Below are 22,804 nucleotides of genomic sequence, written 5' to 3'. Positions count from 1 at the left end.
AATGAGCGATGAGGCAGAACCCGCCGGTCCGATCCCCGTGACGGGCTTTGACGCACTCTACGGGCTTGAGGCGATCGAGGTCTCCGCCGAGCAGGCGACCGCTCGGGTCACCGTGCGCGACGAGCTCAAGCAGCCCTACGGCCTCGTGCATGGCGGGGTCTACGCAGCGATCGCCGAGTCGCTCGCCTCGATCGCCACGGCGATGGCCGTGCTCGAGGACGGCAAGGCCGCGATGGGCCTGTCCAACCAGACAAGCTTTCTCCGGCCGATCACCGAGGGAAGCATCCACGCGCGCGCGATCCGGCGGCACGCCGGGGCGACGACCTGGGTGTGGGAGGTGGAAATGTCCGATGACCTCGGCCGTCTCTGCGTCATCACCCGGATGACGATCGCGGTCCGCGGTCCGCGGGTCTGAGGTCGCCGCCGGCCCGGCGGGATGTGCGCGGCTGCCGCTGCGGTCTGGGCTCTTTGCCGGCGCGCGCATGCCTCTGTGCGGCCGGACAGGGGGGTGACGAGGCTCACATACTTACCCGGGTCTGACCTGTCAGCCTCACGGCGGCCCATCAAAAGCGGGCCCATGAAACATTGAAACGGCCTTGCCGAACCGCGGCGCCCGGTGCGCGCGCGGACGGGGGACCCACTTGCCGAACTCCCTTTCGTTCGGCGGGGGCGAATCGCGTGCCCGGTCCCTGACCGGTTGCACGTGTAGCGACTTCCTGATGCCACCGAGCCTCAGCGCAGCCGCGAGCCCGTCAGCTAACCCCGTAGGCGCCCCGGCCGAGATGTCCAAAGGAGGCCCTCAGATGAGAGCCAGGCGCACCATTCGCGCGCCTCAGGCAGCCCGGTTGGCTGTCGGCGCGACCGTTCTTGCCTTCCCCGCCACCGCGATGGCGGTCACCACGGCGACCTCCGAGCCCGCCCCGCCGGCGCCGGTCGCCCTCCACGGCATCCGTTCCCAGGCCGTCCGCTTCGGCGAGCGGACGGTCGTCCGCGGCAGCGCCCCGCACGCCGCGGCCGGCACGCCGATCGTGCTCGATTATCGCAGCGCCGGATCCTCGGCGTGGCAGACCGTTGCCCGCGGGCGGGTCCACCCCGACGGGCGCTTCTACCTCAGCGCGCGCCTGCGCCGCTCCGGCAGCCTGCAGGTGAGGCCCGCCCCGGCGTCGCAGCACCCGGCACGGGTCAGCGCCAGTGACGGCAACCCGGCCAACGAGTTCCTCGCCGCGCAGGCCGCCGATGGGTCGACCGCGCCCACCGGAGCGCCGGCAACGGCGGCGAGCGCCACCCCCGCCCGGACCCCTGAGGTACTCGCCACTCCGGTGCGCCGTCTCACCGTCACCCCGGAGATCGCCCTCTCCCGGACGGCCGCTCTCGCGGTCCTCGGCTCGCCCGTCCGGCTCAGCGGGCGGTTGCTCCCCGCCCGTCATGGTCGGCGCGTCACCCTGGATGCCCGGATCGGCCACCGCTGGGTCGCGGTCGCCTCAACCCGGACTGGGCGCGGCGGCCGCTTCAGCCTCCGCTACGTCCCTTCCGTCGCGGACGGCGCCACGCCGCTGCTGTCGGTCTTCTTCTCCGGCGACCGCCTCAACGGCCGCTCCCGTTCTCGCGCCGAGCGCATCGCGTTGATGCAGTACGCGCAGGTGTCCTGGTACGAGGACGCGGGCAACACCGCCTGTGGTTTCCACGCGACCTACGGGATCGCCAGCCGCACCCTGCCCTGCGGCACGCAGGTGACCCTCTCCTACGGCGGCCGGACCGTCGTGGCGACCGTCGATGACCGCGGCCCGTTCGTCTACAGCCGCCTCTACGACCTCAACCAGAACGTCGCGGCCGCGCTCGGGATGTACGGGGTCGCCACGGTCCTCGCCTCCGTGTAGGCGCGCAGCCGGTCCGGTCGGGGGGTCCGGGCGGACCGGTAGGCTCGCCACAGCGATGCTGGGCGAACGTGTGATCGCACATCTCGACATGGACGCGTTCTACGTCTCCGTCGAACTGCAGCGGCGCCCGGAACTGCGTGGGCGGCCGGTGATCGTCGCGGGGACCGGTCCGCGCTCGGTCGTGACGACCGCCTCCTATGAGGCGCGGCGGTTCGGCGTCGGCTCGGCGATGCCGTCCTCCCGGGCCCGGCGGCTGTGTCCGGACGCGGTCTTCCTCGCCCCCGACTTTGCCCACTACCGCACCGTGTCAGCGGAGGTGATGGCGATCCTCCGCCGCCACGTCGAGACGGTGGAGGTGATCGGGCTTGATGAGGCCTATCTCGATCTCTCCGGCCTGCCTGCTCCGAAGGCGGGGATGCGACGGATCCTCACCGAGATCACCGCCCGCACCGGACTCGGAGCCTCCGTCGGGATCGGACCCAACAAGCTCATCGCCAAGGTCGCATCCGACGCGGAGAAGCCACGGGGGTTCGTCGTCCTCACCCGCGAGCAGGCGGCAGCTCGGTTCGCCCGCGCGCCCTGCCGGCTGATCCCGGGGATCGGCGCCAAGACCGCCGAGCGGCTCGCCCAGATCGGCCTGCACACCGTGGGGGAGCTCGCGGTCGCCTCGCCCCAAGCCCTCGCGGGCAGCTTCAGCGCCCGCAGTGCCGGCCAGTTGCAGGCGCTCGCCCGCTTCGAACACGAAGCGGAGGTCTCCCCGCAGCGCAAGGTCGTGTCCGAGTCGCGGTCGCGGACCTTCGACGCCGACCTCAGCGACCCTGACGATCTGCGGAAGGCCCTCGACGAGCTGGCTGCCCGCCTGTGTCGGGACCTCGCTGCGCGGGGCCGGTCCGGGCGCACGATCGGCATCAGCGTCCGCCTCAGCGACTTCTCCAACCACAGCCGAGCCCGCACCCTGGCGGTCGCCGTCAGCGCCCCGGAGCAGATCCTTCCGGTCACCCGCGGGTTGCTCGACGGCTTTCTTCTGAGCCACCCGGGCCGGACGGTGCGGCTGCTCGGGGTCCGGGTCGCCGGCCTGCAGGCGACGGAGGAGGCCGACCAGCTGACGCTGGCGGTCTGAGCCTCCGGCCACCCCGTGACGCTCGCCGTCTGAGCTCCCGCCGACGTCGTGCCGGTGCGGGCGAGTGTCACCGGGGCCGGCCCCGGTGGGCCGGCCCCGGTTCCGGTACTCAGTGGGTGATGTACACCGGTGTCGTGGTCGTCTGGGTCTGGCCGTTGCTCGTGGTGATCGTCACCGTTGCCGTGTAGGTGCCCGGCGCCGTATAGGTGTGGGTCACCTGACCGTTGGTGAACGTCCCGGTGCTGCCGTCGCCGAACTGGATCGTCTCCGAGACGATCGTCTGGGTGCCGAGGCTCGACGTGTCGTAGAAGGTGTCGTTGTTCGTGCCCGCTGACACCGAGCAGGTGCCGCTCTGGGAGCAGACGTTCGTCACCGACGGGGTGAGCGGGACCGAGCCGTAGCCGTTGCAGTCACCCGGGAAGGCGTTGCCGGTGCTGATCTCCGCGAAGGTTGCGGCGGCCGGGTTGAACGTGATCGTGCCGAGAACGGCCGTGGGCAGCGTGATCGTGCCGGACAGGCTGACGTTGTGGGCCGCCGGATTCGCTCCCGTGCACACCGGCAGGTCTTTGAAGCTGAGCGCGCCGTGGGCGAACGGGGCCGGCGCGCTGATCCGGCCGCCGGTGCGGGTGAGCAAAAAGTGCGAGCGCTTCTTCGCTCCTGTCTGGTCGACGACGACCGCGCCCGTGATCCCCGTCGCCGGTGTGAAGTTGTCGGTGAGAAAAACGTCGCGAGGCCCGCGGGTGGGGGCGGTCGCGTAAAGGAACAGCCTGGTCCCGAAATTCGCGGCCAGGGCGACCTCCTTGGACTGCCGCGGAGGGCGGCAGCTGACCGGCCCGCCCTGGGTGATCACGCCGGGAAGGGCACGACGGTTGAGGGTACCGAGCCCCTTGGCGAGGCTGAGATGGAGACGGCCGCGCCAGGTCGTGCTCCGGGAGAGCGGCACGTGACCGCGACAGCCCGCTGGGAGCTCGCCGCGGTGGCGACTGCCCAGGTGTGTGCTGCTGAGCGAGAGTGAGCCGAGCTGAGCCCAGCTGAGCGTGAGCTGGCCATGGTTCGCGGTTGCCGTGCAGGTCACCGGTCCGGTATAGCTGTACTGCTCAAATTCATTGCTGCCCCCGCGGGTGTAGTCGATCGTCGCGGACGCTCCCTTGCCGCATCGTCCGGTGAACACCGTCACCTGATAGGGGCCGACCTTGACCGGTCCGACGCTGAGACCGGTCGTCGACTTGGCGGCTGCAGTGGCCGCGGTGATGGCCAGCAGGGCTGCGGTGAGCGCGGCGACCCTGACCAGCCCGCGCCCCCAGGCCCGTCGGTGTGTGTACATCTCCCTGCTCTCCCCTCGCTCGTGTGCCACGCGGGCGCCCGGCGCCCCGTTGAGCCCCGATCGCCGTCTGCGGGCAGGGGACTCAAGGTCAATCTAGCCCCCCGTGCGCCGGGCGACAACCCGTTCTCAATAGAGCGCGCTGGCGAGGCGGCGGCGGGAGCTGCGGGCCAGTTCGCTGTCGGGCCCGAGTTCGTCGAGGGCTCCGACGATCACGCGGCGGATCTCGTCGCGGTGGGCACCTCCGTCGGCGAGCGCCATCAGCAGCAGGTCGATCGCGTGCGCGACGTCGCCCTCGTCGAGCGCGCTGAAGGCGGGACCGAGCGGTGGCACCGTCGGATCGGCGGCCTCGAGCGCGCGGGTCAGGGTGATGCGGGCCCGCAACCCGCCGACGGTGAATGAGTCGGCGGCCGCCTCAAGCACGGCGGTGGCCTCATCGAGCTCGCCGCGGGCGATCAGGCGGCGCGCGAGTGCCACGGCGGCATCGGCCCGCGCGGGGTCGGCGGCGAGCGCGGCGCGCAGCCCGTCCTCATCCTCGGGGTCGATCGCGGGGAGCGGCGGCTCGGGCAGGAGCGCGTCGAGGAACGCCTCGATCTGGGGTGGGGGGAGCGCCCCGGTGAACTCCGAGACGATCGCTCCGTCCCGGAATGCCTTGACCGCCGGGATCCCCTGGATCCGGAAGGCCTGGGCGAGCCGCTGGTTGGCGTCCGTGTCGATCTTGGCGAGCTCGACCCGGGGGGCGCGGGCGGCGACGGCGCGCTCGAGCGCCGGCCCGAGCTGTCGGCAGGGCCCGCACCACTCCGCCCAGAAGTCGACGACAACGGGGACCTCGCGCGAGCGCTCGATCACCGCCTGATTGAAATTAGCCTCGGTGACGTCCATACCGACCATCTTATGTACAACCGTGGAGATGGCCGATCTCTTCGACGTCGACGCGGATGGGGCGAGGCTCGCCGGTGAGGAGGCGGGGGAGGGGCCGGCGGTCGTCCTCTGCCACGGGCTGACGGCGACCCGCCGCTACGTCGTGATGGGCTCCCGGGCGCTCGAACGGGCCGGACACCGGGTGATCGGCTACGACGCCCGCGGACACGGCGAGTCCGGGTGGGGTGGGGTCGGCTTCACCTACTCCCGGCTCGTCGCCGACCTCGAGGCGGTGCTCGATGACCGATCGGTGTCGCGGGCGGTGCTTGCCGGCGCGTCGATGGGCGCCCACACCCTGCTCGCCTTCGCACTCGCCCACCCCGACCGGGTGAGCGGGCTCGTCGTGATCACCCCGGCCTTCACCGGCGGCTCGCCCGACACCGGGCGCTGGGATCGGCTCGCTGCCGGGCTGCGAACAGGGGGAATCGACGGGTTCGTCGCCGCCAGCGACCTCGCCGCGGTTGCCCCCGATCTCCGGGGGACCGTCGAGACGGTGATGCGCCAGCGCCTCTCTCGCCACCGTGACTTGGCGGCGATCGCCCGGGCGCTCGAGGAGGTTCCCCGCTCCCGCCCGTTCGGGGCGATCGGCGACCTCGCGGCGATCACCGTCCCGACAGCGGTGATCGCCTCCGCGGACGGCCCCGACCCCGAGCACCCCCAGGCGGTCGCTGAGGCCTACGCCGCGGCGATCCCGGGCGCGCGGCTGCTGCTCGACGCTCCGGGACGGTCACCGCGGGCCTGGCAGGGCAGCCAGGTGTCCGCGGTGATCGCCGAGGTCGTCGCGGCGGCGCAGGGCTGAGCGCGAACTGCGCCGCCCCTCCCGGCACGGTTCAGCTGAGCCCGCTTGTCGACCCGCCCCCGGCCCCGGCGCGGTCAACCGAGGGTCACGCGCTCGGGCGCCACGCTGACCGGCGCCAGGTAGCCGTTGCCGTCGAAGCGGACGTAGACGAGCAGGGTCACCCGGCGTCGGTGACGCAGGGGCAGATGGGCGAAGGTCGTCGTCACCGCTAACCGGCAGGTCGGGGTGAGCGGCGCCAGCTGGCGCTCGATCCGGTGCCGGCCGATGTAGAAGGCGACGGTCGCCACGCCGGTGCAGGCGAGTGCGTTGGCCGTTCCCGTCCGGTTGAACACTCGGCCGGCGGTCGCCAGCACGAACGGGGCGCCCCGCTGAAAGCGGGGGGTGGTCCGCTGGGTCACCCGGGGCCGGGGTACCGGGCGCGGGAACGTCTCGAAGCTCATGTCGGCCCCCGCACCCGCGTTGATGCCGCCGTGGGTCGCGACGAGGGCGTAGTGAAAGACGGTGCCCGGCGCCAGCCCGGTGACGGTCACCGACACCGGCACGGGGGCGGTCGCGGGGGGGAACCGTCGCGGGACTGGTGCGCAGTTCGTCGTTCCCGGCGGCGGTGCCGATCTCGAAGAAGTAGGTGGTCGCCGCGCCCTCCGGGGCGACCACGCCCGTGAGGGTCACCGAGGTGGCACTCAGGACGGTCGCCCCGCCGGTCGTCGCCTGGGCCGGGGGTGGTCCGGCCGTATTGAAGGTGATCGTCTTCGTCGTCACCGTCCCCGCGGCGTTGGCGGCGACGAGGTCGACGTAGTAGGTGGTGCCCGACTGCAGCCCGTGCAGACCGTCACTGACCGAGCGTGTGGTGGTGCCCGCCCCGGCTGACAGCACCGGCGAGGAGGCGCCGAGCGCGCTCGTCGGCCCGAAGCTGAAGTGATAGGCGGTACGCGAGCCGTTGGGGTTCCATGCTCCGTCGCCCGGCCATACCCCGAGTATGGGACCGATCACGGTCGCTCTACCCGTTCGTCGGGCCTGCGACGCGCGCGGCGAGGGAGGCTTCACGCGGCGCTCCCACGACGACCACAGTCGGGGGCTGCCCTCGCATGTTGAGATCGAGCCGGACGATTCCGCGTTTGACGAGTGGCCAACAGATCAGGGGTCTCGCGCTGCACTCGGATGGTTGTCGTCTCACTTGCCATCGACATGAAGTAGCGCCAGCAGATGTCGCCTCGACGTCTCATTGTTCGCCGCAGCCGTCGATGACCTCAGACCAACATGCTCACCCCGCCGCTTGAGGCGCGGGGCGCAGCCCGTCGAGGGCGACGGTGAGGATCCGGCCGACCGAGTCCGGGTCATCGCTGGGGATCTTTGCGATCGCGCCGACCATCTGCACGATGTCAGCGAGCTCGACGTCGGTCCGGACCGCGCCGGCCGCGCGGGCCCGCTCGATCAGCGGCGTACCGGCGGCAAACAGCTCGGCGCGGCAGCTGGCGAACACGTCGGCGCCGCGGTCGAGGTGGTCGAGCAGCTCCGCCGCGAGGGCGTGCTTGGTGACGAGGTAGGCGCAGAGGCGCCGCAGCCACGCCTCGAGCGCCGGCCACGGTGGGAGAGTCTCGAGTTCCGCGGCGGCGCGGGCGAGCTGGCGCACCTCATCGACGTACACGGCCTCGAGCAGGGCCGGACGGGTCGGGAAGTGGCGGTAGAGGGTGCCGATGCCGACTCCGGCGCGGCGGGCGATCGCCTCCAGGGCCGTCGAGGCGCCCGTCTCGGTGAAGGCAGCACGGGCGGCGGCGAGGATCGCCTCGCGGTTGCGGTGGGCGTCCGCGCGCAACGGACGGGGGGTGGGGGTGTCGGTGGCGGACATGGGAACCTCGCACACATCGCAGAAACGGAGGAAGCCTCCGCTATGCTCTGTTACCGGAGCCACCCTCCAGTTTATCTTCTCCGACCCGATGGAGTTCCATGTTTCTGCTCGCCGCGGACCGTCGCCGGTTCCTCGCGTTGATCACCGTCTGCCTCGCCCAGCTGATGATCGTCCTCGATACGACGATCGTCAACGTCGCCCTGCCGAACATCCAGCGTGACCTGCACTTCAGCCAGGGCTCGCTCACCTGGGTGATCAACGCCTTTCTCGTCACCTTCGGTTCCTTCCTCCTGCTCGCCGGCCGGCTCGGCGACCTCGCCGGTCGCAAACGGGTGTTCCTCGCCGGTCTCACCATCTTCACCGTCGCGTCCCTGCTCTGCGGCCTCGCCGACTCGGCGGCGACGCTGATCGGTGCCCGCTTCCTCCAGGGGGTCGGCGCGGCGATGCAGGCCTCGGTGATCCTTGCGATCATCGTCACCGAGTTCCCCGAGCCCCAGGAGCGGGCCGCGGCGATGAGCGCCTACGTGTTCACCGCCGTCGCCGGCGGCTCCCTCGGACTTCTGCTCGGCGGGATCCTCACCCAGCTGCTCAACTGGCACTGGATCTTCTTCGTCAACCTGCCAATAGGGGTTGGGGCCGCGCTCGCCGGCCGCCGTCTGATCCCGGCTGACCGGGGCGCGGGGTTCGGCGCCGGTCTCGACTGGGTCGGTTCGCTGCTCGTGACGGTCGCTCTCGCCGCCGCGGTGTACGGCATCGTCGAGTCGTCTTCGGCCGGGGGCTGGGGGGCGGCCCACACGCTCGCACCCCTCGGGCTCGCGGTGCTGCTGCTCGGGGCCTTTGGGGCCTGGGAGGCGCGCCACCCCAACCCGATCTTTCCGCTGCGGATCTTCAACCTCCGCGGCCTGATGCTGTCAAGCCTCGTGCGCGGGTTCATGGTCACCGGGATGTACGGGATGTGGTTCCTGGGCACGCTCTACCTCGAGCGCATTCTCCACTACGGGGCCCTCGAGACCGGCTTGGCCTTCCTTCCCTGGACGCTGACCGTCGCCGTCCTCTCCCTCGGCATCAACCGCCGGCTCGTCAACCGTTTTGGGGCAGTGGCGGTGATGGTGGGCGGAATCGCCACCGCAACGCTCGGGATGCTGCTGCTCGTCCTGTGTGGAGCCCACACCGGCTATCTGCCGCTGCCGTTCCTCGCCTTCCTGGCGCTCGGTCTCGGGATCGGGAACACCTTCACGCCGCTGATGACTGTCGCCGTCGCCGACGTACCCCACGCGGATGCGGGCCTCGCTTCTGGGATCGTCAATGTCTCCCAGCAGGTGGCCGGTGCGCTCGGGCTTGCGCTGCTGGCGACCCTCGCCACCGCCCACACGAGCGCGCTCGTGCACGGCGGGGAACCCCTCGGACCCGCGCTGATCAGCGGCTATCACCTGGCCTTCCTGATCGGGGCCGGTGCGCTGCTCGCCGCGCTCGGTCTCGTGCTGACGGTCCTGCGCGCGCACGTGCCCGGGCGCGGACGTGCGCCGGGGCCGAACCGGCAGTCGGCCCCGGCACCGTCGCGGCAGGAGGTGGGCGATGAAGTCGCGGTCTGAACTTCCGATCCGCCGGATCGTCGTCTTCGTCGGGGCCGGCGCGTCCGCGCCGGCGGTCGAAGCCGACCTGCGTGGGGCCTCAGGCGCCCGCCGGCTCCTCGGCGCCGTCGCCGATCCGCACCCGCTGGCGACGCAGGCGGGCGAGCAGCAGCGGTGAGGGCCAGCCCGGCCCGTCGCCGGACAGGAACGTCTCCATGTCCGGATCGGCGGGGCGGGCGCCGCCGGCGAGGTAGAGCGCCGTTGCGATCATGCTGCCGACGACGACGATGATCAGGCTCACCCACAGTGCATCCCGGGTGCCCGTGCGCGCCGAGCCGCCGACGGTCGCGGCGAAGTGGATGAAGATCGGGGCGATCATGAACGCGGCGACGGCGCGCAGCAGTTCGACCATCGCGAACACCCGCTGCAGGTTCGTCGAGGGGAGCGAGAACCCGGCGCCGAACAGCGCCGGGGCGACCGTCGCCCCGAGCCCGACCCCGGTCAGGCCCGAGCCGAGCAGCGTCGTCGTCTGCGTCGAGGGGACGCGGAGCAGGAAGACGACGATCCCGGCGGCGAGGAAGCCCATCCCGACGATCGGCAGGTACTGGAGGTAGCGGGTTTCGAGCACCTCGCCGAGGGCGAAGGCGGAGATGAGCGCCCCGGCCAACTCGGGGAGGAACAGCAGGCCGGCGTGGAGGGGACCGTGCTGGCCGCTGACGAGGGCGAGGGTGAGGTCGGTGACCGACACGGACGCGGCGGCCGCCGCGAGCGCGATCACGACACCGCTGACCGGAATCGTGCTCTCCAGCAGCGGGCCGAGGGGCAGGAGCGGGTTGGCGCTACGGGTCTCCCAGGTGATGAGGACGACGACGACGGCCAGCCCGCCGAACAGCGGGATCATCGTCAGAGGCGAGACGAACGGGTGGGTGGTCAGCTCCGAGGCGCCGAAGAACGCGGCGATCGACCCGACCGCGGCGAGCAGGATCGCCATCGCGGCGACGAACGGGTACCGGCCGGCGAGCGGGCCTCGGCGGTCGATCACGCCAACACCTGGCAGAAGTGGGCGGGTTGTCTCACATCGGGGAGGGTAGCGAATCCCTTCGGTGCCTAATCATTTGCGCGCAGCCGTCGATGTGATGCTCTCGCCGGCTATCGCGTCTCACTTCGACCGAACCTCTAATGCCGCCGGTCACGGGGTGACGACGCAGCCGCGAGTGCGCGGGCGTTACGGGTGAGCCCTGCCGCCTGGCATGAGATCAGCGACTCGCGTCGACGGTGCTGACGTCATAGGCTGGGATCCGGGGGTCAGCGGTCATCAGGGTCAGGCGCTCGGAGCGGGCTTGGGCGATCAGCAGCCGGTCGAAGGGATCGCGATGGTGTGCGGGAAGCTCGGCGACGGCGAGTCCGTGGTCAGGCGCCAGCCCGAGGACGTGGATTCCGGCGTTCCGGACGTGCCGTCCGAGGTCCGGGGGCACACTGAGTTTGCCGAGCGCCGCTTTCACGCCGATCTCAGCGAAGGAAATGACGCTGAAGAGCAGCTCGTCGGCGTCGCGGATCGCCTGCTGAGCGGTGGTTCCGAGGGGCCGCGAGCCGCCCAGCTGCCAGAGCACCACGTGAGTGTCGAGTAACAGCCTCACAACGGCGACTCGTCAAGCATCGCGTCGATCTCCTGCTCGGTGAACTCGAAGTCGTCCGCGATCACGATCTGGCCGGCCAGGGCGCCGCGCGCTCCGAGAAAGCGGGCTCCCGGACCGGCCGGTGGATCGATCGGCACCAAGCGGGCGACCGGCACGCCGTTACGCGCGATCTCGATGTCCTCACCGGCCTCGGCTCGCGCCAGCAGTTTCGAGAGCTCCGTCTTCGCTTGGCCCACATTGACGCGCATCCGCGGAGTGTATGGCAGTTGGCCAAGCTTGGCCAGGTTCAGCCGCCGTGTCTGGCCGTGTGGTCGTCAGTGAGCACGGCACAGGGATCATCTACGCAGCGAGTAAGGGCAAGGAGCGGGTTGGCGTTGGTCGATTGAGGCTCGCAGGCTATGGATCTCGAGCGGGTTGGGTCGGAGGGGCGCTGATGAGCGTTCGGAGCGCGGGGGTGAGCGCGATCGCAACGCTGGCGAGCGCAGCGGGAATGGCCAGGAGGACCGGTTCGAGATGGCCGATGCGGGTGAGCAGCACCCCGGCAACGAGCGGTCCAGCTGCTCCGAGCGCACCGCTGAGCAGGTCAAGGACACTCCCGACCCGGCCCAGGAGTGCGTCGGGGATCAAGGTGAAGGCGATGGGGGTCGTGACCGTGTTGGTGACGGGCACCAGGAGCCACGCCATGGCGAAGGCGGTGCCAAGGCCGACCGCTCCGGGCGCGATCGCGAGGGCGGCGATCATGGCAGTCATCCCTCCAAAGGCGACCAGCATCGCGTGGAGGCGTCCCAGGCGGGCGATCAACCAGGGGGCGAGGACCGCGCCGAGGATCCCACCGACCGAGCCTGCGGCGACGACCAGACCGACCGTGGCGCCGTGCGCGGCGGCCCCGGCCAACACGATGACGGTGAGCTGGACGCCTCCGAGCGATAGGTTCAACAATGCCGAGTAGAGCGCCAGGAGAGCAAAGGTGCGGTGCGCCGCCAGCCACCCCAGCCCTTCACGCAGCTGAGCTGACCATGGTTGGTGTACTAAACAGGAGTCCTCCGTCGGCGCCAGCGAGGTCTTAATCTGAGTGATGCCCACGATCGAGGCAAGGAACGTCAGCGCGTCAAGCAGGAACGGGATGCTGTGACCGAGCGCGAAGCACACCCCCCCGAGGGAGTGCCCGAGCACCGCCGCGGCGTTCCCGCGCGCCTCATCAGCGGCTACTGCCACCTCCCGCTGATCACTGGGCACCACCCGCGCCAGGGTGACCGCCAGCGCCGCCCGTGACGGCGCCCAGATGAGGCCTCCGGCCGCCTCGACGGCCACCAGCTCGGTCAGAGTGACCGCGTGCGCGAGCACAAGGACCCCAAGTCCGCTGTAGAGGAGGAGCCTGGCCGATTCACACACCACGATCACGGCCCGGCGGTCATAGCGATCCACCAGAGGCCCGCTCATCACCCCACCCGCGAACACCGACACCGTGCCAACGGCCGACACCAGTCCTGCCGCTGCCGCAGAGCGTGTCAGCGCCAGGACGAGCAGCGGCATCGCCACCACAAGGAGCTGCGTGCCGGCTGAGGACAGTCCCTGGGTCACCCAGACGAGCCGGAAGTCACGGTTCTGGCGCAACAAGGCTCGGCCGGCCGCCACCGCTTTCTCAGCAGAGGCACTCACGCCGAGCGACACTACTGATCTTGGGCGTGCCGGCCGACAGCGTCCTTGGGACGCGACGGGGTGACGCACAATGGCGAGACAGCACTCGGCCCAGCCGTCGTGTCGACCAGCCCCAGCGACCTCAACGACGTCCGAACGGTGGGGCTCAGCGTCCGATCACCCGAGCAGCTTTCGGACAGTGGCGATCTTCAGGACAAGTCGACGCGGATCGCCCCTGACCGGCGTGAAGTCATAGTGGCGGTAGAAGCTGGCCGCGGTCTCGTCGAGCGTGTCGACCACCACCAAGCGGCCGCCCCCGACCTCGGCAGCTTTCGCGGCGCGGCTCAGGGCGTCAACGAGCAGCTGCCCACCGTAGCCACGCCCGCGAAGATCGGCGTGCAGCGCCAACCGGGCGAGCAGGTAGCCGGGCACGGTGCTGTAGCCCGATGACTGGCCGCGCGTGAGCACGTCGCGGGCCACCTCCGTCGGCGCCAGAGAGAAGTACGCCCACACCTGCTCGGGGGAGTCGGCCGTGACCCACACGAACGTGCGTGCCGTCCCTGCCCGTTGGGCGCGAAGCGCCTGGTCTGCCAGCCATGCGTTCAGCCCCGGGATACCGCAGTCGAATCTGGCGACGTCATGCTCGGTCGACAGGGCGACGGAGTCGTATCCGGCGGTCAACGCTGGACGAACCGTCGCTGGGCTGCGAACGCTCGCGCGAGCCTCGGGGTGGGGTCAGCGACGTCAAGCGCGGCGACCAGCGCATCAAACTGCGCGGCCTCCATGAGGGTGCGCTCAGCTCGGGCCCGGACGTGCTGGGCACGATCGAGAACCGCTTCCCGCACGAACTCGGTGATCGTCGTGTGGTCCAGCGCCGCCGCCGTTGCGATCGCACTCTTGTCCTCGGCAGAGACACGCAGCTCAATGCGTTCCGTCTTGCTCATGACAGCACTGTACTACGCCTGTCCGTACATCTCTGGGCAGTCCATCAGCTGGTGTCAACCGTGAGCGACCATCAGCGCCCATTGCTCCCGAGCATTCCAACGCAACCAGCCGCGGCCACACCGCGGACGACACCGGCCCCTGCGGTCGACGTGAGCGCACGCGCCGCAGGGGTGCGCGTACACGATCAGCTCTCGGGCGCGTCGGTCGAGCCGTGCCGGGGCCGTCCTTCAGTCCTCGGCCGTGAGCCTTCCGGGGGACTTTCCTTGAATGCTCGATAATGGATGTTCCCGAACAGTTCGTTCGTGCGGCATGGTCGGGACCGTAGAGGCCCGGTCGGACGGAACGCCCCGAACGCTTCGTGCGGGCTGGGGAAGGAGCGAGCTGCCCGACAAGCTCAGGTTGTCGCGAGGCCGCCCCAGCCGCTAGCCGCCGGGGCAGCTCTTGGCGACCTCTCCGACGAAGACGCCGCTGTCGCGGCTCCTGCTGCGCGTGATGTGCCGACGCGGTGGCGGCGGTCCGGGCGGGCGGACGGCCGTCCGGAGGGGCTGACGCCCCGCCGCCCGTCCGCCCGTTCCGTCCGTCCTCCCGCCGCGCGAGCGGCGCGTCAGGCGAGAGCGGGAGCGGCGATGCCGAACGGCTCGGCGGGGAGGGAGGCGGCAACGTCGATCCGGCGAGCGGCGAGCTTGGCTCGGTAGTTGTCGCGGATGAGTTTGGCCAGCCGGTCTGGGGATTCCTCGGTGGGGAACGCTCGGCGGAACTGCGCCCATTCGTTCTGGGCGTGGCGCTCGGTGACCTTCCAGTAGGCGGCGAACTCGACCTGGGTCGGCCAGCCGTTCGCGCCTGCGCCGTCAGCGTCAGCGATCGCCAGGGCGGCAACGGTCGCGGTCGCGGCGGCGGCCTGCTTGAGCAGCTTGGCCTGAGCCAGCAGACCGGTGTCCTCTCCGGCCTCTTGGCGGGCGGCCAGGAGGTTCCAGAAGGCGACCTCGGCGAGCGTGCGCGGCTGCTTGAGCGGCTTGGCCATGAGCAGAGACTCTAGTGGTTGCACCCGTCTGATCCTTTCGTGTGAATGATCGCCAGCGCGGCCGTGAGCGTGTCCTCGGCCTGGGCGCGGTCGCGGTCCTGTCGAGAGAGCATCAGTGCCCGCGCGTCCTCAGCGGCCTGGGCGGCGCGGCGTTGCTGGACGGCACGGAGGCGGACGAGATCCTCGGCGCGGCGGGCTCGCAGCCAGGACACGGCCTGTCGGACGATCTCAGACCGTGAGGCGTGGGGGTCACGGTCGCGGACGAGCAGCTCGAGGTCTTCCAGGGCGCCGAGCTCGAGATAGACGACCACCCGGACGAGCTCGGCCCGCCGGGCTGCCTCGACCCCAACGCGGGAGGGGAGACCTCTAGGCACCGCCGGCCCAGGCGTCAACGGATTCGCGCAGCAGCCGGCCGACGGGAATCACCCGCTCGGGCGGGACGATCGCCTCGGGCGTGATGCCCTGCTTCCGCAGCTCCGCAAGGCGGCGACGGCCGGTGCTGTCGGCGTAGGGGGCGCGACCGAACTCCGCGAGGATCGCCAGGTCGCCGAGCAGGCCGCGGGCCTTGACCATGCTCAGCTCGTCGCGGGCGACGCGGCCCAGGAGCTGGGAGACGGCCTGGTCGCGGCCGACGCTGACGGTCTCGGCCACCGCGTAGCGCTCCATCGTCGCCCCGTAGAGGCGGGGGAGATCCAGCGCCGGGACCGTCGCGGCGGTCATGGCCTGGTTCTTGGGGAACCGGCGCTGGGCCTCGATCCGGACGCGGAGGCCCGGCGGATCGCTGCCGGACTCGACGCCCTTGTCATAGAAACGCTCCCGAACCGCGCCCTTGGGCGTCCTGAAGTAGACCGTCTCGACCGTGCCGTCGCTGGCCCGGTAGGCGTCGGTCTTTCGCCGCGGCGGCAGCATCGCGGCGGCCGTGGCGAGGAACGCGAGGCCGTCGGCGGGGTCGTCGAAGCTCAACTCGTGGGCGAGGTCCAGGCGGGCGACCTCCGAGTCGCCGGTCAGCCGCGTCCCGGCGTAGCGCTCGACGAGGCGTCGCGCGGCGCGCTCTCCCGGCTCGGCGTCGGCGGGCGGGCGCAGCTCACAGGCCTCCGGGTAGCCCGTCAGCAGCGGATCGAGGCGACCCTCAACACGGACCACGGAGCCGAGAACCGCAACGCGGACGCCGATCCCGGCGCTGTCGTCAAGCAGGATCTTGCCGCCGCTCTCTCGGTGCGGGTGGCGCAGCAGCTCGTCAACGAACGCCGGTTGGTTGGGTCGGAACCGGTAAGCGACCGAGTCCAGGCCATGCGCTCCGTGAGTCCAGCAGCGCTCACTTTCTGAGCGTAGGTTGGCTGTTAGAAGAGCCAACCCATCACAGCGCGGTTCCGCGCCTCACCAACTCGACGTTCCCGACCGCCCCGCAACGACACACCGGGCAGACCTCGGCCGCGGCCGGGTCACTCTCAAACCGGCCGCCGTCCCGGAACTCCTGACCCCAAACCACCCAGCGGTGAGCGTGACGGCAGCGGAAGCGAACACCAGCCTCGATCCGGCGCGGGGCAGCCATCAACGAACCCGACCCCAGGACGGCGGCGACCCGAACCGCTCGACAACACCAGCGACCTCCAAGCGCTTCAAGGCCGCCAGCGCGGCGCCAGTCGACACCCCGCAGTAGATCGCCACATCGACGGTCAGCAGCGGCCCGCGCTCAGCCAGCAGCACACAGACGGCCAGCTCCAATGCCCGGCCGCGCATCACCGGACCGCGCCGTCCGCGCGAGCGCACGCGCCGCAGACACAGCGGGCGACCGCGATCAGGTGTCGGGGGAGTTCCCGGTCAGACCCTTCGGGTCTTCCTTCTATGCTCGATAATGGATGTTCCCGAACAGTTCGTTCGTGCGGCATGGTCGGGACCGTAGAGGCCCGGTCGGACGGAACGCCCCGAACGCTTCGTGCGGGCTGGGGAAGGAGCGAGCTGCCCGACAAGCTCAGGTTGTCGCGAGGCCGCCCCAGCCGCTAGCCGCCGGGGCAGCTCTTGGCGACCTCTCCGACGAAGACGCCGCTGTCGCGGCTCCTGCTGCGCGTGATGTGCCGACGCGGTGGCGGCGGTCCGGGCGGGCGGACGGCCGTCCGGAGGGGCTGACGCCCCGCCGCCCGTCCGCCCGTTCCGTCCGTCCTCCCGCCGCGCGAGCGGCGCGTCAGGCGAGAGCGGGAGCGGCGATGCCGAACGGCTCGGCGGGGAGGGAGGCGGCAACGTCGATCCGGCGAGCGGCGAGCTTGGCTCGGTAGTTGTCGCGGATGAGTTTGGCCAGCCGGTCTGGGGATTCCTCGGTGGGGAACGCTCGGCGGAACTGCGCCCATTCGTTCTGGGCGTGGCGCTCGGTGACCTTCCAGTAGGCGGCGAACTCGACCTGGGTCGGCCAGCCGTTCGCGCCTGCGCCGTCAGCGTCAGCGATCGCCAGGGCGGCAACGGTCGCGGTCGCGGCGGCGGCCTGCTTGAGCAGCTTGGCCTGAGCCAGCAGACCGGTGTCCTCTCCGGCCTCTTGGCGGGCGGCCAGGAGGTTCCAGAAGGCGACCTCGGCGAGCGTGCGCGGCTGCTTGAGCGGCTTGGCCATGAGCAGAGACTCTAGTGGTTGCACCCGTCTGATCCTTTCGTGTGAATGATCGCCAGCGCGGCCGTGAGCGTGTCCTCGGCCTGGGCGCGGTCGCGGTCCTGTCGAGAGAGCATCAGTGCCCGCGCGTCCTCAGCGGCCTGGGCGGCGCGGCGTTGCTGGACGGCACGGAGGCGGACGAGATCCTCGGCGCGGCGGGCTCGCAGCCAGGACACGGCCTGTCGGACGATCTCAGACCGTGAGGCGTGGGGGTCACGGTCGCGGACGAGCAGCTCGAGGTCTTCCAGGGCGCCGAGCTCGAGATAGACGACCACCCGGACGAGCTCGGCCCGCCGGGCTGCCTCGACCCCAACGCGGGAGGGGAGACCTCTAGGCACCGCCGGCCCAGGCGTCAACGGATTCGCGCAGCAGCCGGCCGACGGGAATCACCCGCTCGGGCGGGACGATCGCCTCGGGCGTGATGCCCTGCTTCCGCAGCTCCGCAAGGCGGCGACGGCCGGTGCTGTCGGCGTAGGGGGCGCGACCGAACTCCGCGAGGATCGCCAGGTCGCCGAGCAGGCCGCGGGCCTTGACCATGCTCAGCTCGTCGCGGGCGACGCGGCCCAGGAGCTGGGAGACGGCCTGGTCGCGGCCGACGCTGACGGTCTCGGCCACCGCGTAGCGCTCCATCGTCGCCCCGTAGAGGCGGGGGAGATCCAGCGCCGGGACCGTCGCGGCGGTCATGGCCTGGTTCTTGGGGAACCGGCGCTGGGCCTCGATCCGGACGCGGAGGCCCGGCGGATCGCTGCCGGACTCGACGCCCTTGTCATAGAAACGCTCCCGAACCGCGCCCTTGGGCGTCCTGAAGTAGACCGTCTCGACCGTGCCGTCGCTGGCCCGGTAGGCGTCGGTCTTTCGCCGCGGCGGCAGCATCGCGGCGGCCGTGGCGAGGAACGCGAGGCCGTCGGCGGGGTCGTCGAAGCTCAACTCGTGGGCGAGGTCCAGGCGGGCGACCTCCGAGTCGCCGGTCAGCCGCGTCCCGGCGTAGCGCTCGACGAGGCGTCGCGCGGCGCGCTCTCCCGGCTCGGCGTCGGCGGGCGGGCGCAGCTCACAGGCCTCCGGGTAGCCCGTCAGCAGCGGATCGAGGCGACCCTCAACACGGACCACGGAGCCGAGAACCGCAACGCGGACGCCGATCCCGGCGCTGTCGTCAAGCAGGATCTTGCCGCCGCTCTCTCGGTGCGGGTGGCGCAGCAGCTCGTCAACGAACGCCGGTTGGTTGGGTCGGAACCGGTAAGCGACCGAGTCCAGGCCATGCGCTCCGTGAGTCCAGCAGCGCTCACTTTCTGAGCGTAGGTTGGCTGTTAGAAGAGCCAACCCATCACAGCGCGGTTCCGCGCCTCACCAACTCGACGTTCCCGACCGCCCCGCAACGACACACCGGGCAGACCTCGGCCGCGGCCGGGTCACTCTCAAACCGGCCGCCGTCCCGGAACTCCTGACCCCAAACCACCCAGCGGTGAGCGTGACGGCAGCGGAAGCGAACACCAGCCTCGATCCGGCGCGGGGCAGCCATCAACGAACCCGACCCCAGGACGGCGGCGACCCGAACCGCTCGACAACACCAGCGACCTCCAAGCGCTTCAAGGCCGCCAGCGCGGCGCCAGTCGACACCCCGCAGTAGATCGCCACATCGACGGTCAGCAGCGGCCCGCGCTCAGCCAGCAGCACACAGACGGCCAGCTCCAATGCCCGGCCGCGCATCACCGGACCGCGCCGTCCGCGCGAGCGCACGCGCCGCAGACACAGCGGGCGACCGCGATCAGGTGTCGGGGGAGTTCCCGGTCAGACCCTTCGGGTCTTCCTTCTATGCTCGATAATGGATGTTATGTGTAGTAGCGCATCCAGGGGGGCGATCGTCGAGCTCACGGACAGTCACAATGTCCGTCCGGGAAGCTGTCCGGCGGTCAGGAGGCTGACCGGTGGCAGTTTCCCAGCCCGACGATCTGGGAGCCCGGGCGCCGAGGTTGTCGGCCCCACGCGGACGCGATTCAGCGTGGCGCCGGCAGCGGAAGCGCCCTCACAGTCCGCCAGGTTGAAAAAGCCGGGTGGTGTTGCGCCCGCTCGCCTTGGCGGCATACAGCGCCCGGTCCGCGCGGCTCCGCAGCTCCTCGTCCGAATCTGCGGCCGCCGCGTCACACACGCCGGCGGAGATCGTGACGGGACCAACATCAGGGAAGGGCTCTCCGGCGATCACCTCGCGCAGCCGCTCAGCGGCAGACAAGGCGCCGCCGGCGTCCGTTTCGGGGAGTAGCCAGGCGAACTCCTCCCCGCCGATTCGGGCGACGAGCTCACCTGCCCGGGCAGTCTGCTCGAGACGGCGGGCGACCTCCACGAGCGTACGGTCCCCTGCGGGGTGGCCGTGGCGGTCGTTGACCGCCTTGAAGTGATCGAGATCGAGCAGCACGAGGCTGAGCGGCCGCTGGTGGCGCTGGGCGCGCTCGAACTCGCCGGCGAGACGTTCCTCGAACACGCGCCGGTTGGCGAGGCCGGTGAGCGGGTCCGTGCTCGCCGCCCGGGCGGGGGCGTCCCACGCCTGGGCGTTGGCGATGGCCATCCCGGCAAGGGCCGCGAAGCGGGCGGCGCGCTCCTCCGCGTCCGCCGGGGCGGGCCCATCCTTGAAGCCCACCGCGACACAGCCCCACAACTGGCCGCCGACAACGATCGGGGCCGCGACCGCGTCGGACTGTTCGGCCGCAACGGCGGCGAGCGCGGGGTCGAGGCCACTGGACGGGCGGCTCCCCGCCCGGGCGGCCCGTCCGGACCGGTACACCTGGGCGGGCGCGCTGTCGCCGCCCAGATTGAGTTCACGATCGTTGAGGCTACGACCGTCCCGCGTCGTCCCGGTGACGAAGATTGCCCGGCCCGTGACCGGGTCAAAGCGAGCGATGATCGAGCTATGGGCCTCGAAGAGGCTGAGCGCCTGGGTGGTCACCTCGTCGAGAACGGTGCCGGTGCCCGACGCCTGCGCGACGCGTTCAGCGATCACCCGAAGCGCGCGATCCTCGGCGGCCCGCTGGGCCCGTTCGGCCTCGGCGGCGTGCTGGGCAGAGACGTCACGCACCGTCGTCACCGTGCCGAGGGCGCTGCCGTCCGGGTTGCGGGCGGGACGCGCGGTCATCTCGGCGCCAAACCGGGACCCGTCCCGACGGACGAAGGGCAACTCGAAGGTCCCCCCTCCCGCGGCGAGCACCCGATCGCTACGGGCCGCCATCTCCACCTCCGCCCCCGCGGGCCAGAAGCGGTACGGGGCGCGCATCCCCATCAGCTCCTCCCGGGAGAACCCGGTCATCGCCACGAACGCGTCGTTGACGGCGACGATCTCACCGGCGACCGTGAGGACGTACCCCTCGGCCATCGCCGCGGTGATCGCCTCTGCGTACTCGCGGGCGCGGCGCAGCTCCTCCTCGACCCGGCGCTGCTCGGTGACGTCCTGACTCGTGCCCCAGAGGGCGATGACACGACCATCCGGGTCGGTGCGGCCATATCGCTGCGTCTGAACGTGGCGGATCTCACCGTCGGGGCGTCGGATCCGGTATTCGCTCGTGTGGAACCGGCCGGCCTGGGCCGCCTGGATGCCGACCGCAGCCGCTTCGCGGTCCTCCTCGATGACAAGCTCGAGAAACGCCTCATAGGTGGGTGAGAAGCCGAGCGGCTGGCCGGAGATCCGGCAGAGCTCCTCTGACCACAGCAGCCGACCGCTGGCGACGTCGAACTCCCAGGAGCCGAGATGGGCGAGCCGTTGGGCCTCCGCCAGCCGCTGCTCACTCTCACGCAGGCTGTGCTCGGCTTCGGCCCGATCAGTCATGTCCTGCACCGTTCCGAAGAACCGGGCGGGTGCCCCCGACGGGCCTCGCTGTTCAGACACCCGAACGTGCAGATGCCGGTGACGTCCGTCCCGATGGCGGATGCGCACGTCGATTCCCGAGCCACTCCGGAGTGGGGGCGCCGGCCCGGACTCACCCAGCAGCACCTGACGGTCGTCGGGGTGCAGGAGTGCCTCCAGTTCAGCGAGGGTCGGTGAGAAGCCGGGGGCGTGGCCGAACAGTCCGGAGGCGGTGGGGCCGAAGTGGACCCTGTCCTCCCCCGTCCGCCACTCCCAGGTGCCGAGGGCGGCGATCTCCTGCGCCTCAGCGAGCTCACGCTCGCGGGCGCGCAGGTGGGCGGTGGCCCGTCGCTCGGCGGTGACGTCGAGGGCGACAGAGCCGAGCGCGGCCGGCTCCCCGTCCGGTCCGGGGATCGGATACTTGATGACCTCGAAGATCGTCTCGCCCCCGTCAGGGCCCGGGACGGTCAGCTCGTACTGGCTCGGGGCTCGGGTGCGCAACGTCTCGCGGTCGTGAGCGCGGATACGGGCGACCTGGGCGGGGGAGAAGAACTCTTCCGGCCGGTGCCCCGACACCTCCCGCCCGAGAACACCGAGGGTGGCGGCCGCGAGCCGATTGGCTCTCTGGTAGGTGCCATCGAGATCACGCACGATGATCCCGGCGGGCGCGTGTTCGATGATCGCGGCGAGCAGCGCCTCACTCGACCCCAGCGCCGACTCGGCGCGGTGGCGGTCGGTGACGTCCTGCACGACCCCAAAGACACTTTCCAGTTCACCCGCGGCGTTACGACGGTCATGGCGGCGGAGGGTGACCCAGCGCAGCTCGCCGTCAGGCCTCACAATCCGGAAGCTGGACTCGCGTTCCCGGGGGGTCTCCGGCGCGCCGAGCGCGCTCAGCGCGGACGCTCGATCCTCGGGGTGGATGAGGCTGCCGAACTCGGCGAAGCTGGGAGAGAACCCCTCCGGCTGGCCGAAGATCCGGCACATTCCCGCGCTCCAGCGCGCCCGCGGCTCGCCGGCCAGCCGCTCCCAGGAGCCGACCTGGGCGAGCTCCTGGGCCTCTGAGAGCTGGCGCTCGCGTTCGCGTAGACGTGCCTCGAGGTCGCGTTCGGCGGTGATTTCGCGGAGGATGGCTGCGATGCCGACGATCTCAGCCCCGTCGGCATCGCGCACGGGAAACTTCGTGATTGCGTAGACGCGGGCACCACCGTCGGGCCCCTCCAGGGAGATCTCTCCCGACTGGGCGGTACCGCTTGCGAGCACCTCGGCGTCAAGGGAGAGGATCTGCGCCGCCGCCGCCCTGGGCCAGATCTGCTCAGGGGTTCGACCGACGATCCCGCTCACCGGCCGGTGCGTCGCCGCGGCCGCGCTCGCGTTGGCGAGCAGGTAGCGCCCGTCAAGGTCACGGAGGAGCACCCCGACGGGGGCGCGGTCGATGACACCGAGCAGGAGACGGTTGGCCGCCAGAACGGCATCGGAGCCGCTGATCGGGCCGGTCCCCGGGAGGCCGGCGCCGCCGTGACGGTCATCCTCTGACCCACTCGGTACAGGCGACGCGCCGTTCATCAGGAAGGAGATCGGCAGATCCGCGAGAGACTTGAGCGCGCGGACGCGCCAGCCGGCGTCGCCCGGGTCGGCGCCGGCGCG

25 protein-coding genes and 1 riboswitch are annotated in these 22,804 nt (G+C 71.1%); of the genes, 6 read left to right on the top strand and 19 right to left on the bottom strand.

Annotation, left to right across the window (positions count from 1 at the left end; all coding sequences use genetic code 11):
• The first annotated feature begins 1 nt into the window (after window position 1).
• From M3M55_RS11695 to dinB, 3 genes are all read left to right on the top strand, one after another.
• Window positions 2-415, top strand: a complete 414-nt coding sequence (locus M3M55_RS11695) for a PaaI family thioesterase (RefSeq protein ID WP_249009680.1) — start codon at window positions 2-4, stop codon at window positions 413-415.
• A gap of 172 nt (window positions 416-587) precedes the next feature.
• Window positions 588-786: riboswitch (cyclic di-AMP (ydaO/yuaA leader) on the top strand.
• A 17-nt stretch (window positions 787-803) separates the two neighbouring features.
• Window positions 804-1,877 carry a septal ring lytic transglycosylase RlpA family protein gene (locus M3M55_RS11690; protein ID WP_249009679.1) on the top strand — a complete coding sequence of 358 codons (1,074 nt, stop codon included), beginning with the start codon at window positions 804-806 and terminating at the stop codon, window positions 1,875-1,877.
• Between the two features lie 55 nt (window positions 1,878-1,932).
• Window positions 1,933-2,997, top strand: coding sequence for a DNA polymerase IV (dinB, locus tag M3M55_RS11685; RefSeq protein WP_249009678.1), 1,065 nt, complete (start codon window positions 1,933-1,935; stop codon window positions 2,995-2,997).
• Between the two features lie 109 nt (window positions 2,998-3,106).
• Here the strand turns inward: dinB and M3M55_RS11680 are convergent, their stop codons facing one another.
• Entirely contained in the window at window positions 3,107-4,321 is a 1,215-nt protein-coding gene (locus tag M3M55_RS11680) for a PKD domain-containing protein (protein WP_249009677.1), read from the bottom strand.
• A 126-nt stretch (window positions 4,322-4,447) separates the two neighbouring features.
• A complete protein-coding gene (locus M3M55_RS11675; protein ID WP_249009676.1) occupies window positions 4,448-5,200 on the bottom strand; it encodes a tetratricopeptide repeat protein in 753 nt (250 codons plus the stop codon).
• A gap of 28 nt (window positions 5,201-5,228) precedes the next feature.
• On the opposite strand from M3M55_RS11675, the gene M3M55_RS11670 reads away from it, so the two are divergent.
• Window positions 5,229-6,038, top strand: a complete 810-nt coding sequence (locus M3M55_RS11670; protein ID WP_249009675.1) for an alpha/beta fold hydrolase — start codon at window positions 5,229-5,231, stop codon at window positions 6,036-6,038.
• Window positions 6,039-6,112: 74 nt separating this feature from the next.
• On the opposite strand, the gene M3M55_RS11665 is transcribed toward M3M55_RS11670, so the two are convergent.
• Complete coding sequence (locus M3M55_RS11665) at window positions 6,113-6,574, bottom strand: hypothetical protein (protein WP_249009674.1); 462 nt, start codon at window positions 6,572-6,574, stop codon at window positions 6,113-6,115.
• 89 nt (window positions 6,575-6,663) lie between these two features.
• Between M3M55_RS11665 and M3M55_RS11660 the strand changes: the two genes are divergently transcribed.
• A complete protein-coding gene (locus tag M3M55_RS11660) occupies window positions 6,664-6,834 on the top strand; it encodes a hypothetical protein (RefSeq protein ID WP_249009673.1) in 171 nt (56 codons plus the stop codon).
• 465 nt (window positions 6,835-7,299) lie between these two features.
• On the opposite strand, the gene M3M55_RS11655 is transcribed toward M3M55_RS11660, so the two are convergent.
• Entirely contained in the window at window positions 7,300-7,884 is a 585-nt protein-coding gene (locus tag M3M55_RS11655) for a TetR/AcrR family transcriptional regulator (RefSeq protein WP_249009672.1), read from the bottom strand.
• 98 nt (window positions 7,885-7,982) lie between these two features.
• Between M3M55_RS11655 and M3M55_RS11650 the strand changes: the two genes are divergently transcribed.
• Window positions 7,983-9,476: an MFS transporter gene (locus M3M55_RS11650; protein ID WP_249009671.1), complete on the top strand. Its 1,494-nt coding sequence runs from the start codon at window positions 7,983-7,985 to the stop codon at window positions 9,474-9,476.
• A 79-nt stretch (window positions 9,477-9,555) separates the two neighbouring features.
• Here the strand turns inward: M3M55_RS11650 and M3M55_RS11645 are convergent, their stop codons facing one another.
• The 15 genes from M3M55_RS11645 to M3M55_RS11575 all read right to left on the bottom strand — a co-directional run bounded on the left by M3M55_RS11645 (window position 9,556) and on the right by M3M55_RS11575 (window position 22,723).
• Window positions 9,556-10,497 carry a hypothetical protein gene (locus tag M3M55_RS11645; protein WP_249009670.1) on the bottom strand — a complete coding sequence of 314 codons (942 nt, stop codon included), beginning with the start codon at window positions 10,495-10,497 and terminating at the stop codon, window positions 9,556-9,558.
• Between the two features lie 214 nt (window positions 10,498-10,711).
• Window positions 10,712-11,092, bottom strand: coding sequence for a type II toxin-antitoxin system VapC family toxin (locus M3M55_RS11640; protein WP_256469011.1), 381 nt, complete (start codon window positions 11,090-11,092; stop codon window positions 10,712-10,714).
• Entirely contained in the window at window positions 11,089-11,340 is a 252-nt protein-coding gene (locus tag M3M55_RS11635; RefSeq protein ID WP_249009668.1) for a type II toxin-antitoxin system Phd/YefM family antitoxin, read from the bottom strand. Before M3M55_RS11635 ends, M3M55_RS11640 begins: the two co-directional genes overlap by 4 nt.
• Window positions 11,341-11,488: 148 nt before the next feature.
• The gene (locus M3M55_RS11630) at window positions 11,489-12,751 is read right to left on the bottom strand and encodes an MFS transporter (RefSeq protein ID WP_249009667.1); all 1,263 of its coding nucleotides are present in this window, start codon (window positions 12,749-12,751) and stop codon (window positions 11,489-11,491) included.
• Between the two features lie 156 nt (window positions 12,752-12,907).
• On the bottom strand, window positions 12,908-13,411 hold the full coding sequence (locus M3M55_RS11625; RefSeq protein ID WP_249009666.1) for a GNAT family N-acetyltransferase: 504 nt from the start codon (window positions 13,409-13,411) through the stop codon (window positions 12,908-12,910).
• Window positions 13,408-13,674, bottom strand: coding sequence for a DUF1778 domain-containing protein (locus M3M55_RS11620; protein ID WP_249009665.1), 267 nt, complete (start codon window positions 13,672-13,674; stop codon window positions 13,408-13,410). The genes M3M55_RS11625 and M3M55_RS11620 overlap by 4 nt, the downstream gene beginning before the upstream one ends.
• A 605-nt stretch (window positions 13,675-14,279) precedes the next feature.
• On the bottom strand, window positions 14,280-14,696 hold the full coding sequence (locus M3M55_RS11615) for a hypothetical protein (protein ID WP_249009664.1): 417 nt from the start codon (window positions 14,694-14,696) through the stop codon (window positions 14,280-14,282).
• An 11-nt stretch (window positions 14,697-14,707) separates the two neighbouring features.
• Entirely contained in the window at window positions 14,708-15,007 is a 300-nt protein-coding gene (locus tag M3M55_RS11610; protein ID WP_249009663.1) for a hypothetical protein, read from the bottom strand.
• A gap of 55 nt (window positions 15,008-15,062) precedes the next feature.
• Window positions 15,063-16,049, bottom strand: a complete 987-nt coding sequence (locus M3M55_RS11605) for a hypothetical protein (protein ID WP_249009662.1) — start codon at window positions 16,047-16,049, stop codon at window positions 15,063-15,065.
• A gap of 198 nt (window positions 16,050-16,247) precedes the next feature.
• Window positions 16,248-16,436 (bottom strand): hypothetical protein, encoded by a 189-nt coding sequence (locus M3M55_RS11600; protein ID WP_249009661.1) that lies wholly within the window; start codon window positions 16,434-16,436, stop codon window positions 16,248-16,250.
• A 442-nt stretch (window positions 16,437-16,878) separates the two neighbouring features.
• Window positions 16,879-17,295, bottom strand: a complete 417-nt coding sequence (locus M3M55_RS11595) for a hypothetical protein (protein WP_249009664.1) — start codon at window positions 17,293-17,295, stop codon at window positions 16,879-16,881.
• A gap of 11 nt (window positions 17,296-17,306) precedes the next feature.
• On the bottom strand, window positions 17,307-17,606 hold the full coding sequence (locus M3M55_RS11590; RefSeq protein WP_249009663.1) for a hypothetical protein: 300 nt from the start codon (window positions 17,604-17,606) through the stop codon (window positions 17,307-17,309).
• Between the two features lie 55 nt (window positions 17,607-17,661).
• Entirely contained in the window at window positions 17,662-18,648 is a 987-nt protein-coding gene (locus tag M3M55_RS11585) for a hypothetical protein (protein ID WP_249009662.1), read from the bottom strand.
• Window positions 18,649-18,846: 198 nt separating this feature from the next.
• Window positions 18,847-19,035 carry a hypothetical protein gene (locus M3M55_RS11580; protein ID WP_249009661.1) on the bottom strand — a complete coding sequence of 63 codons (189 nt, stop codon included), beginning with the start codon at window positions 19,033-19,035 and terminating at the stop codon, window positions 18,847-18,849.
• Between the two features lie 316 nt (window positions 19,036-19,351).
• The gene (locus M3M55_RS11575; protein WP_249009660.1) at window positions 19,352-22,723 is read right to left on the bottom strand and encodes a PAS domain S-box protein; all 3,372 of its coding nucleotides are present in this window, start codon (window positions 22,721-22,723) and stop codon (window positions 19,352-19,354) included.
• Between the last annotated feature and the right edge of the window lie 81 nt (window positions 22,724-22,804).

The sequence above is a fragment of the Conexibacter sp. DBS9H8 genome (assembly GCF_023330685.1).
Taxonomy (GTDB): domain Bacteria; phylum Actinomycetota; class Thermoleophilia; order Solirubrobacterales; family Solirubrobacteraceae; genus Palsa-465.
The sequence above is the reverse complement of the archived record's forward strand: the minus strand, read 5'-3'. Positions and strand labels throughout refer to the sequence as shown.

Coding starts and splice junctions, on each gene's coding strand:
- M3M55_RS11695 (WP_249009680.1), top strand. CDS start 2: ATGAGCGATGAGGCAGAACCCGCCGGTCCGATCCCCGTGACGGGCTTT.
- M3M55_RS11690 (WP_249009679.1), top strand. CDS start 804: ATGAGAGCCAGGCGCACCATTCGCGCGCCTCAGGCAGCCCGGTTGGCT.
- dinB (WP_249009678.1), top strand. CDS start 1,933: ATGCTGGGCGAACGTGTGATCGCACATCTCGACATGGACGCGTTCTAC.
- M3M55_RS11680 (WP_249009677.1), bottom strand. CDS start 4,321: ATGTACACACACCGACGGGCCTGGGGGCGCGGGCTGGTCAGGGTCGCC.
- M3M55_RS11675 (WP_249009676.1), bottom strand. CDS start 5,200: ATGGACGTCACCGAGGCTAATTTCAATCAGGCGGTGATCGAGCGCTCG.
- M3M55_RS11670 (WP_249009675.1), top strand. CDS start 5,229: ATGGCCGATCTCTTCGACGTCGACGCGGATGGGGCGAGGCTCGCCGGT.
- M3M55_RS11655 (WP_249009672.1), bottom strand. CDS start 7,884: ATGTCCGCCACCGACACCCCCACCCCCCGTCCGTTGCGCGCGGACGCC.
- M3M55_RS11650 (WP_249009671.1), top strand. CDS start 7,983: ATGTTTCTGCTCGCCGCGGACCGTCGCCGGTTCCTCGCGTTGATCACC.
- M3M55_RS11635 (WP_249009668.1), bottom strand. CDS start 11,340: ATGCGCGTCAATGTGGGCCAAGCGAAGACGGAGCTCTCGAAACTGCTG.
- M3M55_RS11620 (WP_249009665.1), bottom strand. CDS start 13,674: ATGAGCAAGACGGAACGCATTGAGCTGCGTGTCTCTGCCGAGGACAAG.
- M3M55_RS11615 (WP_249009664.1), bottom strand. CDS start 14,696: ATGGCCAAGCCGCTCAAGCAGCCGCGCACGCTCGCCGAGGTCGCCTTC.
- M3M55_RS11600 (WP_249009661.1), bottom strand. CDS start 16,436: ATGCGCGGCCGGGCATTGGAGCTGGCCGTCTGTGTGCTGCTGGCTGAG.
- M3M55_RS11595 (WP_249009664.1), bottom strand. CDS start 17,295: ATGGCCAAGCCGCTCAAGCAGCCGCGCACGCTCGCCGAGGTCGCCTTC.
- M3M55_RS11580 (WP_249009661.1), bottom strand. CDS start 19,035: ATGCGCGGCCGGGCATTGGAGCTGGCCGTCTGTGTGCTGCTGGCTGAG.
- M3M55_RS11575 (WP_249009660.1), bottom strand. CDS start 22,723: ATGAACGGCGCGTCGCCTGTACCGAGTGGGTCAGAGGATGACCGTCAC.